This is a genomic window from Aeromicrobium sp. CTD01-1L150 (assembly GCF_041951745.1).
Taxonomy (GTDB): domain Bacteria; phylum Actinomycetota; class Actinomycetes; order Propionibacteriales; family Nocardioidaceae; genus Aeromicrobium.
The window spans coordinates 2,099,277-2,112,250 of the sequence record NZ_CP169555.1 but is presented as its reverse complement, the minus strand read 5'-3'; the positions used below and the strand labels follow the sequence as shown (position 1 = coordinate 2,112,250).

Below are 12,974 nucleotides of genomic sequence, written 5' to 3'. Positions count from 1 at the left end.
TGCGGAACTACCGGCATGCTTCCTCGAAGCGATCTTCCTCGAATCGACCACCAGCGCCGTTGCGGAGCGCCTATGTTCATCCGGACTGATTCAACAGCTCAACGTCGGGAGATCCCATCGCATCCTCAATCCCCTCAACGCGTGAACGGAAGATCCGATCGCCTTGGGGCATCTGGTGGCTGGCCGTGGTCACGTTCTCGATCTACTACTTCGTTTGGTACGTGAAGATCAACAAGGACGTGGCCAGCCTGTCCGGGGACAAGATCCTCGTCGGCACGGGCGGCCTGTGGTTCTCTCAGATGGTCCCGATTGCCTCGTGGATCAGTCTCGCGAACTCATCGTCACGTCTGACACAGGTCCAGGCTTCTCATGATCTTCCCGTCGCGTCGACCGGCGGCATGATGATCCTGTCATCCTTCTGGTTCGGCTCTCACATTCGCTACTTGCAGCGCAGGGTCAACCGCACCATCGAGGCCCTTGAGACACCCAGCCAGTCGACGGTTGCACAGCGATCGCCCACGCCGCTTGCGCCGACCGCAGAGGCGGCGGGCTGAGCGACGGTCTCGCACCATGATGAAGGCATCTAAGCGCCCCTTCGTAACACTGATGTTTGCCCTCGCCGTGACGGTCAGCGGCTGCGCTTCCGCCGAGAAGTCAGACGAACCCGTGGTTGAGATTGGTGGCGACGATCCCTCCGGCGACGTTCCTGCCGTGCCGGACGCCGCAGCCGAGAGAGCGGAGCTTCAAGCCACCCTTGATGGCTCGCCGAGGAGAAGAAGATCGCGACCTTCACGTACCTCGCCCCGCTCCCGGAGCTGGCACCCGCGCCGACTCCCGGCGGCGCACAGCCTGACGTGTGCATCCCTGACCCCGACTACGGCTGTCATGGACCCGGCTACGAGGAGGAAGCGGCCGCCGCCCATCAAGAGTGGCTCAACAGTCACTGACGCACGCGGGCCGGCTCACCCCACCATCTGGACTTGAATCTACCGAGACCCTGCGCGCTCCTTTGGCGTGAGGCGTCGTCGGTGGGCCGGATGATGAGGTGGCCGGCAGTGTGGGCCTGACTGCTCAGGGTGAGTGCGTCAGGCACTCCCACCAGGGGCGTGCTGGCGAGCGACGGCGCGACGCCGGATGCCTTCCAGGGCGAGTACCACCACGGTCCCGGACACCAGGTGCATCAAGATCAGCGTGATGGCAGTGCCTGCGCCTCCGCTGAACACCCCCATCAGGGTGGCCAGGGCCAGCGATGCTCCGACCACCTGGGCCACCCGGAGGATCCCGATCCACCAGCGGGCAATCAGTGCGGCGAGGGCGATCCCCGCGATCGTCGGCACCACCGACATCACGGCCACCGAGTCGACAGCGATCGGGTACGGGGCCCCGTTGTCATCCAGGGCGACCGGCGACCCGGCCAGTCGCGCCACGCTCCAGATGGTCACGTTGAGGATGACAGCGGCAACGGCGGCCAGCAGTGCGGCCGACCACCAGCTCAACCCGCTCTGGTAGGCGCTGCGGATCGGGCCCTGGGATGTCGTCGTGGTCACGGTCGGGGCGTTCGTCGTGGGCATGGCGTGCTCCTTCATGCTGGTGATCAGGTGTGAACCCGTCCAGCATGGAACCTCAAGTATGGTTGAGGTCAAGAGGTGAATGCTGACGTCCAGCACGGGGTGGACGCAGGCTGGCTGGAACCGCCACAGCGACGACGCGGCGGCTGATCCGGAAGGTGCCCGTTGCGGTGTCGAAAAGTCGCACGCGTGACGACGGGGGCCGACCAGCATCTGGTCGGCCCCCGTCGTGGTGCGCGCTGTCTCAGTTGTCCTCTGAGGCCAGGCGCTCTGTCTCGTCATGGATGGTGACCGCGACCTCGCGAAGCTTCGCCTCGTGCTCGCGGGCGTGATGGGCGCAGAAGAGCAACTCAGCGCCACCGTCCAGCTCGACGCGGACGTATGCCTGCGCTCCGCAACGGTCGCAACGATCGGTCGCGTTCAGACCGCGCAGCTCTGCAACTGCTGCCATGGTGACCTCTTTTCCTCGGAGCGGGTGTCATCTGTGCCAACATCCAACCACGTCGTGATGTTCCGCGTGGGGGGAGGTGACATACGACATAGATACTGCCGAACGGTGACAAATCGTTGGCGCCACGCGGGGATCAGCGTGTCTGGCGGGAGACTTCGAGCCCGCTGACTACGCTGGCCATGTCCCTGATCCGCCGCGCCCGTTGGAGGCCCATCTCGTGTCGACGTACGACGCCCGCAACCTGCTCGTCCTCGAAGGTCTCGAGGCCGTGCGCAAGCGTCCCGGCATGTACGTCGGCTCCACCGACACCCGCGGCCTCATGCACTGCCTGTGGGAGATCATCGACAACTCCGTCGATGAGGCACTGGGTGGCTTCGGCTCACGCATCGAGGTCACGCTGCACGCCGACGGCTCGGTGGAGGTTGCCGACGACGGACGAGGCATCCCGGTCGACACCGAGACCAAGACCGGCCTGTCCGGCGTCGAGGTGGTCTTCACCAAGCTGCACGCCGGCGGCAAGTTCGGGGGTGGCTCCTACAACGCCACCGGAGGTCTGCACGGCGTCGGAGCATCGGTCGTCAATGCCTTGTCGGCCCGTCTGGACGTCGAGATCGACAAGAACGGCGCCACGTGGGGGATGTCCTTCCGCCGTGGTGAGCCGGGCGTGTTCTCGGGGGACGGCCCCACGGCGGACTTCACCACCGACAACACGCTGCACAAGCGTGGCCGGGTCAAGAAGACCCAGACCGGGACCCGGGTGCGCTACTGGGCGGACCCGCAGATCTTCATCAAGAACGCCATGTTCTCCTACGAGGAGCTGGTGAACCGCGCGCGGCAGACGTCCTTCCTCGTCCCGGGTCTGGAGCTGGTCATCACCGACCTGCGGGGCGAGGAGCCTCGCGAGGAGTCCTTCCGGCACGACGGTGGCATCACCGAGTTCTGCGACTACCTCAGCGACGATGAGCCGGTCACCGACGTCCTGCGTCTGCAGGGTGAGGGCACCTTCACCGAGACGGTCCCGGTGCTGGACTCCAAGGGCCACATGACTCCCCAGGAGACCGAGCGCGACCTCGGGGTCGACGTCGCGGTCCGCTGGGGGACCGGCTATGACACGACGGTGCGTTCGTTCGTCAACATCATCGCCACCCCCAAGGGCGGCACGCACGTGCAGGGCTTCGATCGGGCGCTCACCAAGACCTTCAACGACGTGCTCAGGACCACCAGACTCCTCAAGACCGGCGATGCCGACGTCATCAAGGACGACGTGCTGGAGGGGCTGACCGCCGTGGTCACGGTGCGCCTGGCCGAACCTCAGTTCGAGGGCCAGACCAAGGAGGTCCTCGGGACCCCGGCGGTCACCCGCATCGTCAACAAGGTGGTCGCTGCCGAGCTCAAGACGTTCCTGACCTCCACCAAGGCGGCGCAGAAGGCCAAGGCGCGCCAGGTCATGGAGAAGGTCGTTGGTGCCTCCCGCACCCGGCTCATGGCTCGCCAGCAGCGCGACAACCAGCGACGCAAGAACGCGCTGGAGTCCAGTGCGCTGCCTGCCAAGCTCGCCGACTGCCGCTCGAGCGATGCCGAGCGCAGCGAGCTGTTCATCGTCGAGGGGGACTCCGCACTGGGCACCGCCAAGTCCGCCCGTGACTCGGAGTTCCAGGCGCTGCTGCCCATTCGCGGCAAGATCCTCAACGTCCAGAAGGCCAGCGTGGGCGACATGCTCAAGAACGTCGAGTGCTCCTCGATCATCCAGGTGGTGGGTGCAGGATCCGGACGCACGTTCGACCTCGACGGTGCCCGCTACGGGCGGGTCATCTTCATGGCCGATGCCGATTCCGACGGCGCCCACATCCGCTGCCTGCTGGCCACGCTCTTCTTCCGCTACATGCGGCCACTGGTGGAGCAGGGACGGGTCTTCTCCGCAGTGCCGCCACTGCACCGCATCGAGCTGACCAACCCCCGCAAGGGCCAGGAGAAGTACGTCTACACCTACTCCGACGCCGAGCTGCAACGGATGCTCGCCGACCTCAAGCGCCGCAACCTGCGCTGGAAGGATCCCATCCAGCGGTACAAGGGCCTCGGCGAGATGGACGCCGACCAGCTCTCGGAGACCACGATGGACCCGCGACGCCGCACCCTGCGCCGGCTCACGGTCGACGATGCCGAACGGGCCACCGAGGTCTTCGAGCTGCTGATGGGCAACGAGGTGGCACCGCGCAAGGAGTTCATCGTGCAGAGCGCCTACGACCTGGACGCAGAAGCCATCGACGCCTGACGATGGAGCACCCGCCGCCCCGGGACAGCGTGGGTGACGCCAGGGCGAGCAGAGACTGGGGGAGTCGCTAGGCTGCGCTGCGTGGACGCGATCAGCAACCCGGCCTCAGCCGGGCGGGGGGACCGACGCCGTGCCATCCGCGAGGTGAACAACGCCTTCACGCAGGGTCGCATCACGGCCCTGGACCGTGAGAGCCGGGTCGCCCAGGTCAAGGCGGCACGGACGCGGGGTGACGTGGCCATGGTCACCCGAGACCTGCACGTCGGAGGGGGCGACGCCCCGGGGCCCGCATGGGCCAGGTCCCCGGCCGCGAGCAGCGTCCAGCAGCCCGGCACGCCGGCACCACCGGCCGGCGGCCCCCAGGTCGTGAGGGTGGTGGTCGCCACGGCCGTGGTCCTCGTCCTGGTGGCGGCCGGACTCATCGGCCTGGTCTTCTCGATGCTGTCCTCCGTCGACTCCGACCCGATCGAGCGCGTGACGCCGGCCCCGACGCAGCGGCCGATCACCGACCCGATGACCCAGGCCGGCTGGGAGGAGCTCCTGGCGGGCCTGCGCGAGCAGACCGGGGCGACACTGGCGACGAATGCCTCGATCTCCGAGACCCGGGTGACGGTGGACGTGGCCGACAGCGAGTGGGTCACGCCGTGGCGGTACCGCGACGGCTCCTGGGAGTCTTCGCCGAGAACACCGCGACGCGAATGGCACCAGACCCTGGACCTCGCCGATCTCGAGCCGGCTGCCCTGTACCAGCAGGCGCTGGACCACGGTGACCTGCGCGAGACGGACGTCCAGTCCCGGGTCATCTACATCGGCATGCGGGGCGACTCCCTCAGCGTCATCGTGGACGTGCGTCCCACGGTCGGGCAGGCGGTCAGCCTGCAGCTCGAGGGCGACGAGGCGACTCGAGCGCGTTGAGCCCTCACACCTTCTGCGTGAGCAGACCCGTGTCGACGTCGTAGAGGAAGCCACCCACCTGGACGTGATCAGGCACGAGCGGGTGGGACAGGATGCGGTGCACGTCGGCCACGAGGGTCTTCTCCTGGTCGTCGATGGCGCCGAGCGACATCCACGACGCATCGGTGCCGGTGACCTCACCGACCCGGCGTCGCAGCTCCTCCTCAGGGGCCGACGCCATGGCGCAGCGGGTGTGCGGCACCACGAGCACACGGTCGACCTGCAGGAGCGTGACACCGAGGACCACCGCGACCAGTGCCCGGTCGGTGACTCGCCCGCCCGGGTTGCGCAGGATCTTGGCGTCGCCCGGCTGCAGACCGATCATGGCCAGTGGATCGATGCGCGAGTCCATGCACGTCACCATCGCGACGCCAGCGCGGGCGATGCCGTCGAACCCGGCGAGATCGAAGGTGGAGGCGAAGTCGCGGTTGGCGGCGAGCAGGTCGTCGAAGGAGTTCTCAGGCACGTCAGCAGGCTATCGGGAGACGTCAGAGCGGCTGCGAGGTGCGTCCCGCAGCAGCACGAGCGCGAGGACGGCAGCAATCACTGCACACACCGCGGCGCCGGCGAACACGGCGTGCAGCTGGGTGAGCCCGGCGTCGCGCACCGCGTCGCGATAGGCCGGGCAGGCGGTGTTCACGCCATCGCACAGCTCGCCGGCAGTGGGCAGCCGCTCGGAGGCGGAGTAGAAGGCCCGCAGGCCGATGGTGGTGAGCGCCGAGATGCCGATCAGCATCCCCACCATGCGCGCCACGATGAGCAGTGCGCTGGCCACACCATGGACGGCACTGGCCGTATGGGCGAGCAGGGCGGCGTTGACCGGCGCGATGGCGAGCCCGAAACCGAGGCCGCCGGCGACGAGCGAGAGCGTCTCCCACCCGCTCTCCAGTGACTGCGCGTCCCAGGTCGCCATGTGGGTGAAGGCCGCGGCGCTCATCAGCATGGCCCCGGCGGTGAGCCATGACGCCGGGACCCAGCGGAGCAGCCAGCCGCCGATCACGGCGCCCACGGGCAGCGCCACGAGGAACCGGACGAGGACGAGCGCTGCGTCCAGCTGGGAGTCGGGCGCGACCGTGAGGCGGGCGAAGAACGGAATGTCGACGAGGGCGGCGATGAGACTCGCACCGACGAAGAAGGAGACCGCCAGGGCACCCCATGCGACACGGTTGGCCATGGCACCGCGGGGGATGAGTGGGTGGGTGGCCACCCGCTGCCGGCAGGCGAAGACCGCGAAGGAGAGGGCGGCGAGCGGCAGCAGCACCGGTGCAGCATCGGAGATGGCGGCGCTCTCCGGCTCGGCGGAGGCGAAGGCGACGATCACCGAGCCCAGGCCCAGCGTCATCAGCGCCGCGCCGAGCAGGTCCGTCTCACCGGCCAGGCCCGACCAGCCTCGCCAGTCCAGCAACGGACGTCGTGCCGTGGCTTGACGCAGCAGGAACAGGGCGAGCAGTGCGAACAGGACGAGCGCCACCGGGGTGAGCCAGCGTGACGAGCCGGCCACCGGCAGGAAGGCCAGGCCCGAGGTCACTCCCGTGGTGAGAGCCTCCGGCTCCAGCATCACCAGCGTGAGGGCCGCGAACGTCAGCACCAGGAGGACCGCGCCGAGGAGATCGGGCCGACCGGGTCGAACGACCATGGGACGCTCGACCCCGCGCTGCGGGAGCATGGCGGCGGCCAGCAGCAGTCCGACACCACAGTTCAGCCAGAAGATGTCCCGCCAGGACCCGAAGGCGAGCACGACTGCGCCGTAGAGGGGGCCGAGCACGCTGCCGAGCTCCTGCACCGCGCCGACGATGCCCAGGGGAAGCCCCCGGCGCTCCGGGGGCCAGCGATCAGCGACGAGAGCGAGGGTCGGCGGGATGAGACCGCCGCCGCCGATGCCCTGCAACACGCGGCCGGACACGATCGTCGTGAGGTCGTAGGCGGCGGCAGTGATGAGCGAACCGGCAGCGAAGACGGCGAGCGACCCGAGGAGGACGGGGACCCGGCCACGCAGGTCGGAGATCCGGCCGATGAGCGGCAGCACCCCGACGTAGCCGAGCAGGAAGCCCGAGACGATGGGGGCTGCGCGCTGGAGCTCATCGATCGACAGCCCACCGGCGCTCATCATGTCCGGCAGGGCCAGCACGACGACGTACGTGTCGGCCGCGGCGAACCCGATCGCTACGGCCGCGAGCCCCAGCAGGAGCCGCGGTGCGGTGCGCTCCACGCCCTCAGCTGCCGCCGACGCGTGCCGGTGCCTCGATCTCGACGGGCTGGTCGGATGCCGTCAGGCTCAGGCGGTACGTGACGTCGGCGACGTCCGGGTAGAAGGGACCGGAGATGGAGGCGTCGCGCAGCTCGTCGTCATCGGTGAGCCGGTACCGGACCTGGAAGGTGCCTGTCTCGTCGGCGGTGGGCAGGACCGAGGCGATCACCGAGCCCGGAAGTGTTCCGGTGATCGTGGTCAGGACCTCCTCACCATCGCGGGACTGGCCGTCCTCGGCGAGGTCGTCGGTCTCCTGGAGGATCTGGGACACGCCGTCGTCGGTCCTGAGCAGGCTGGCCGGGTCAGGGGCGCCGAGGGTGTCCGGGTCAAAGGTCATGAACGTGGGGGAGAAGCCGGTCTTGACGTACAGGTCATCGTCGACGGAGATGACGTCGGCGTCCAGGTTGGTGCCACCGGCGGCGACGGTGACCTCACCCTCGAAGGCGGGGTCGTGGTTGCCGCGTCCCTTGGCCGACAGCAGGCCGGTGACCCCTTGCGGCAGCTCGTCGGTGGCGAGGGAGACCTCGAGGCTCTCGGCGTCGTCGATGGCTGCACGAGCGGTCGACAGGCGCTCGGCCAGCTCGCTGGGGTCGGCGCTCGGGGCGTCGTCCGAGCTGTCGGTGCAGCCGGACAGCAGCAGGGCGAGGAGGGCAAGTCCGATCAGAGAGGTACGCACCTCGTCAGTCTGGCACGCGTCGTGATCGCCGACCGCCTTCAGCCCGGATTCTGCGTGCCGGTCGCGCCGCGCCGTGGGCGGCTCGACGGACGTGCTGCAGGACGCGTTCGGCCCCGGCGCCCGCCTCAGGCGTGGACAGGTGGCGAGAGCCGTGCCGGGGGGCTGGAGACGGCCAGGACGGGCTGGGGGAGCGAGGTGCCGGAACCGTCGCGCCGATCGGTGGGCTCGGGGAGCTCCACCGCTGAACCACTCGTGGCGCACGCCATGGGCAGACCGTCGCCGATCCAGCCGAGGACGATGTTGTCCTCGCCCTTCAACAGGCGTTGGCAGCGCACGCCGCCGGTGGCGCGACCCTTGGCGGGATAGACCGACAGCGGCGTGACCTTGGCAGAACCAGCCTGTGTCCCGGGCAGGGCGTCACCGGCACCGGCGATGCCGACGACGTGGGCCGAGGCGATGTCGTGCACGGCGCCGAACCCGACGACCTTGGCGCCCGGGGACAGCTTGATGCCGGCGACGCCGCCGCCGGAGCGCCCCTGCGGTCGGACCAGTGAGGCGGAGAAGTGCAGCAGCTGGGCATCGGAGGTGATGAGCGCCAGCTCCTCCTCGCCGGTGGTGAGCATGGTGGCTCCCACGACCTCGTCACCGTCGGCCAGGCTGATGACCTCCCACGAGTCACGGCTGAGGTGGTCGGGCTTGACACGCTTGACGACGCCCTGTCGGGTGGCGAGTGCAATGCCGGGGCCGCTCTCGTCGAGCGTCACGAGGGCCAGCGGTCTGGCGGTGGCGTCGATGAGCTCACGCAGCGGCACGCCTCCCTGCAGGTGCGGGGCCTGGGCCGTGGGCGGCAGCGCGGGGATCTCCAGGACGCTGAGACGGCGCACGGTGCCGTCGCTGCTCAACAGCCCGACCTCGCCGCGTGCTGTGCTCTTGACGGCCGAGACGACGACGTCGTGCTTGGCACGACGGCCGGGCTCGCCCATGGGTTCGGCGTCACCGGTGCGGGCGAGCAGCCCGGTGCCGGACAGCAGGACCCAGCACGGGTCGTCGGCGACCTCCAACGGGGAGGTCGGTGTGACGGCCTTGCCGGCGGACTCCAGCAGGACGGTGCGGCGCGGCGTGCCGAACTTCTGGGCGATCTCGTCGAGCTCGGAGCTGACGACACCGCGCAGGACGGCGTCGTCGCCGAGGATCTCATCGAGCTTCTCGATGGTGGCGCGCAGCTCGTCGGCCTCGGACTCCAGCTCGATGCGTGAGTACTTGGTGAGGCTGCCGAGGGTGCGGTCGAGGATGAAGTCGGCCTGCGCCTCGGAGAGGTCGAAGACCGAGATGAGGCGGCTGCGGGCCTGGCCGCGGTCGTCGCTGCTGCGGATGAGCTGGATGACCTCGTCGATGTCGAGGATCGCGATGAGCAGACCCTCGACGAGGTGCAGACGGTCGGACGCCTTGCCGCGGCGGAAGGCGCTGCGCCGCCGGACCACCGTGAAGCGGTGGTCGAGGTACACGTCGAGCATCTCGCGCAGACCGAGGGTCCGGGGCTGGCCGTCCACGAGCGAGACGGCGTTGACGCCGAACGACGTCTCCATCGGGGTGAGCTTGTAGAGCTGCTCCAGGAGCACCTCCGGCACGATGCCGTTCTTGACCTCGATCACGAGGTTGAGGCCCTTGTGCCGGTCGGTGAGGTTCTTGAGGTCGGAGATGCCCTGCAGCTTCTTGGCCTGCACGAGCTTCTTGATCGCCTCGATCACCTTCTCGGGGCCGACGTTGTACGGCAGCTCGGTGACGACGATGCCCTTGCGGCGGGGCGTCACGTTCTCGATGCGCGCGGTGGCGCGCATCCGGAAGGAGCCGTTGCCTGTGGCGTACGCGTCGCGGATGCCGTCCAGCCCGACGATCTTCCCGCCGGTGGGCAGATCCGGTCCGGGGATGAACTTCATCACGTCGTCGAGGTCGGCACCGGGGTGGTCGATGAGGTGGCGCAGTGCCTGCACGACCTCCACGAGGTTGTGCGGGGCGATGTTGGTGGCCATGCCCACGGCGATGCCGGAGGCGCCGTTGACCAGGAGGTTGGGCAGCGCGGCCGGCAGCACGGAAGGCTCCTGCTCGCGACCGTCGTAGTTGGAGCGGAAGTCGACGGTGTCCTCGTCGAGGGAGCCTGTCATGGCCTCCGCGGCGGCGTCCATGCGGCACTCGGTGTAGCGCATGGCGGCGGGCGGGTCGTCGGGCGAGCCGAAGTTGCCGTGCCCGTCGACGAGCGGGAGGCGCATGGACCACGGCTGCACCAGGCGCACGAGCGCGTCGTAGATGGCGGAGTCGCCGTGCGGGTGCAGGCGACCCATGACCTCACCGACGACACGGGCACTCTTGACGTGTCCGCGGTCGTGCCGGAGGTTGAGCTCGTCCATCGTGTAGAGGGTGCGCCGCTGGACGGGCTTGAGGCCGTCGCGGGCGTCGGGGATGGCGCGCGAGTAGATGACCGAGTAGGCGTACTCGATGTAGCTGGCACTCATCTCATCGGAGATGTCGGTGTCGATGATGTGCTCGTCGAACTCCTCTGGGGGGTTCGCGGTGGTGCGGCGGGCCATGCAGTCCTCTCCCGGGTCAGGCAGTTCTCCCATTGTCTCTCGTGCGCTCCCAGCTCGGCCGGGTGCCACGCCGGAGAACGGTAGTGGGCTACTGCGTGTTGCACCGCTTGTGCTGGAGAACCGCGCGGGTGGGACGAGCTTGGCTTGCCGCGCCACGGGTCGAACGGACCAAGCCAGGCTCCACGACGGCATGTGTGTCGTGGCCCATAGTTCTGTCGGCCCAGTCAGCATGACCCGTATGAGTCGTTTTTCCTGAATCTGTGACGAGGCGGAGAGAGTTTGCGGCACGTTGAGCGTGCCGCGTCATCAGGCGCGATTCGTGCGACCTCGAATTCACGTCACCATCGAACGTGGGTACCAGAAATGACGATGACACGGTCGGAGCAAGCGGAGAAGCTCGCTCGCGAGCTCCGAGAGGCTGCTGCTCGGGGCGGCGTACAGGCTGACACCCGTCAGTCGGGCCCCGAAGTCCACTTCGGGCCAGCGGGGGGCGCGGCCCACTCACTACCTTTGCGGTTTGAGGTGATCGACGATCGTGAGATCGATGTCGTGATCGGCACTGCGGACGCTACTGACGAGATCCGTGGCCGAACCTTCGACATCTCAATTCAAGAGGCCGCCGCCCTCGCGGAGATCGCGATCGCCGGGCGGGTGAGGCAACGAGTCTGGTCCCGGGACGGCGAAGTCTGGAGAGTGCGACTCTCTGCCCCAGGGTGGGCAGGCATCGACTCGCGGAGCGGCCTATGGAAGCTCGGCACGTCCGTCCAAGAGAACACTTTTGAGCCATACCCCGCGCGTCATCCCGCCTCGACGGCCGGCGTCGGGTCGCGGGTTCTGGCGGTGACGATGAAGGACTGCATCGGGCTGCTCGTCGCAGGAGCGCTCGGCATCTACGCCTTTCGCATCGGAATTCGCACCGAATCTGGGCTTGAACGGGTCGCTCCGATCCTGATGGGTGCGACGTTCTCCCTCCTGGTGGTTATGTATCTGATGGGGGGCCGTGAGTCTCTGGCTCGGAAGTGCATTGCCGCGGCCGGTGCCGTCCTGGGGGTTGGTGCGGTGATGATCGGAATCATCTTCCCGCCCGACCTTTCTTGGTCGTGAGCGTCGTCAATGGCTGACTCGCGAGGGGCCTGGGGTGTCACGGTTCTCGTAGACAGGGTTCTGAAGTGGAGAAGGTGGTGAGCGACAGTGGAGGCGAGACAAGTGATTGATACCGCTCGTGCCGCGATCGGCGAACGATTCAACCTCGAGGCAACGAGAACCGACGAGCGAAGGGGAGCGCTTGTCGGACAAGTTCCCGTTCGGTCGGCGAGTGAGGTGAGCAAGATGTCAAGAGCGACGGCGAGCGCAGTTCTTGCCGACCAAGTCGCGCGCCTCGAGTCGTTGTCGCTTCAAGACGTCGAGCGGATGCTTGGCCCCGACGGACGGCGCATCACTGAGCAGGGGGTGGACGACAAGACGTACGTCATCGACCTTGAGCTGCACCGGTACAAGGGGGGTGGCGTGGACGTGATCGTCGGAGTTGACGACGGCGAGGAGCTAGCGACACATCCACTGACCGAACTGATTCCTATCCGAGCGGACATCTCTGCTCGCAATGCAAAGTGGAAGTTCTGGGCGTAGAGCCAGTGTGGGACATAGAGGTCAGGCGGCGCGCTCTTCGAACTGGTCGCCTTGACCTGGGCGGCACTTCTCGCACCGCATTCCGCACTGTCGGTACGTCTACCACGACGACTTGGGGTGCAGACGGATGCGGGCCCTGGTGGTGATCGCTGAGGAAGGTGTGAAAAAGGGCCTCCGAGCGCTCTTGGCCGGTTCTTTGAGTCTGTACTTGATGCGAGTCGCCCTACAAGAGCAGCGCGTTCTGGAGCGGATTTCGGCTGCGCTGTTGAGCTTCGCCTTCTTGATGCTAGTCGCCGTGTACCTGATGGAACGTGAATCGCCTTCGCGGCGATGGATCGCCCTTGTCGGTGCAGCGGGGAGTGTCACTGCAATAGTTCTCTTCACGAGTTCACAACTGACGTGAACCTAATGGAGATGGAGTACGCGATCTCGCAAGACGGCCTTTCCGCGGCCGTCCGCCGGGCCCGTCGCGCATATGGTGCTCGCTGTTATCGGTCAGGTGGAACGAATGTCTGCCAGGGTGCGAGGAGGACTATGTGGGACGGGGCGGGACTACGATCGGCAACACCTATGCCACATCGAACGGGACTGCTG

11 protein-coding genes are annotated in these 12,974 nt (G+C 67.7%); 5 read left to right on the top strand and 6 right to left on the bottom strand.

What is annotated here, in order from left to right:
- Nucleotides 1-116 precede the first annotated feature (116 nt).
- On the top strand, nucleotides 117-554 hold the full coding sequence (locus ACEVFP_RS10450) for a DUF4234 domain-containing protein (RefSeq protein WP_375003807.1): 438 nt from the start codon (nucleotides 117-119) through the stop codon (nucleotides 552-554).
- Between the two features lie 531 nt (nucleotides 555-1,085).
- Here ACEVFP_RS10450 and ACEVFP_RS10445 read toward each other — a convergent pair.
- Nucleotides 1,086-1,571, bottom strand: coding sequence for a DUF6069 family protein (locus ACEVFP_RS10445; protein WP_374999399.1), 486 nt, complete (start codon nucleotides 1,569-1,571; stop codon nucleotides 1,086-1,088).
- Nucleotides 1,572-1,812: 241 nt separating this feature from the next.
- A complete protein-coding gene (locus ACEVFP_RS10440) occupies nucleotides 1,813-2,019 on the bottom strand; it encodes a hypothetical protein (protein ID WP_374999398.1) in 207 nt (68 codons plus the stop codon).
- A gap of 217 nt (nucleotides 2,020-2,236) precedes the next feature.
- Between ACEVFP_RS10440 and ACEVFP_RS10435 the strand changes: the two genes are divergently transcribed.
- Nucleotides 2,237-4,291 carry a type IIA DNA topoisomerase subunit B gene (locus tag ACEVFP_RS10435; protein WP_374999397.1) on the top strand — a complete coding sequence of 685 codons (2,055 nt, stop codon included), beginning with the start codon at nucleotides 2,237-2,239 and terminating at the stop codon, nucleotides 4,289-4,291.
- 81 nt (nucleotides 4,292-4,372) lie between these two features.
- Entirely contained in the window at nucleotides 4,373-5,206 is an 834-nt protein-coding gene (locus ACEVFP_RS10430) for a DUF1707 domain-containing protein (RefSeq protein WP_374999396.1), read from the top strand.
- Between the two features lie 4 nt (nucleotides 5,207-5,210).
- Here ACEVFP_RS10430 and ACEVFP_RS10425 read toward each other — a convergent pair whose 3' ends face one another.
- The 4 genes from ACEVFP_RS10425 to ACEVFP_RS10410 all read right to left on the bottom strand — a co-directional run bounded on the left by ACEVFP_RS10425 (nucleotide 5,211) and on the right by ACEVFP_RS10410 (nucleotide 10,754).
- Nucleotides 5,211-5,711, bottom strand: a complete 501-nt coding sequence (locus ACEVFP_RS10425; RefSeq protein ID WP_374999395.1) for a beta-class carbonic anhydrase — start codon at nucleotides 5,709-5,711, stop codon at nucleotides 5,211-5,213.
- A gap of 9 nt (nucleotides 5,712-5,720) precedes the next feature.
- Nucleotides 5,721-7,454: an MFS transporter gene (locus ACEVFP_RS10420; protein WP_374999394.1), complete on the bottom strand. Its 1,734-nt coding sequence runs from the start codon at nucleotides 7,452-7,454 to the stop codon at nucleotides 5,721-5,723.
- A gap of 4 nt (nucleotides 7,455-7,458) precedes the next feature.
- Nucleotides 7,459-8,169, bottom strand: a complete 711-nt coding sequence (locus tag ACEVFP_RS10415) for an LppX_LprAFG lipoprotein (RefSeq protein ID WP_374999393.1) — start codon at nucleotides 8,167-8,169, stop codon at nucleotides 7,459-7,461.
- Between the two features lie 125 nt (nucleotides 8,170-8,294).
- Nucleotides 8,295-10,754: a DNA topoisomerase (ATP-hydrolyzing) subunit A gene (locus ACEVFP_RS10410; RefSeq protein ID WP_374999392.1), complete on the bottom strand. Its 2,460-nt coding sequence runs from the start codon at nucleotides 10,752-10,754 to the stop codon at nucleotides 8,295-8,297.
- A 522-nt stretch (nucleotides 10,755-11,276) separates the two neighbouring features.
- Here ACEVFP_RS10410 and ACEVFP_RS10405 point away from each other — a divergent pair.
- A complete protein-coding gene (locus ACEVFP_RS10405) occupies nucleotides 11,277-11,858 on the top strand; it encodes a hypothetical protein (RefSeq protein ID WP_374999391.1) in 582 nt (193 codons plus the stop codon).
- Between the two features lie 225 nt (nucleotides 11,859-12,083).
- A complete protein-coding gene (locus tag ACEVFP_RS10400; protein WP_374999390.1) occupies nucleotides 12,084-12,380 on the top strand; it encodes a hypothetical protein in 297 nt (98 codons plus the stop codon).
- Nucleotides 12,381-12,974: the final 594 nt, after the last annotated feature.

Bases quoted from the DNA above. Each gene is read 5' to 3' on its own strand.
- ACEVFP_RS10440 (WP_374999398.1), bottom strand. From the start codon at position 2,019: ATGGCAGCAGTTGCAGAGCTGCGCGGTCTGAACGCGACCGATCGTTGC.
- ACEVFP_RS10410 (WP_374999392.1), bottom strand. From the start codon at position 10,754: ATGGCCCGCCGCACCACCGCGAACCCCCCAGAGGAGTTCGACGAGCAC.
- ACEVFP_RS10400 (WP_374999390.1), top strand. From the start codon at position 12,084: ATGTCAAGAGCGACGGCGAGCGCAGTTCTTGCCGACCAAGTCGCGCGC.
- ACEVFP_RS10445 (WP_374999399.1), bottom strand. From the start codon at position 1,571: ATGCCCACGACGAACGCCCCGACCGTGACCACGACGACATCCCAGGGC.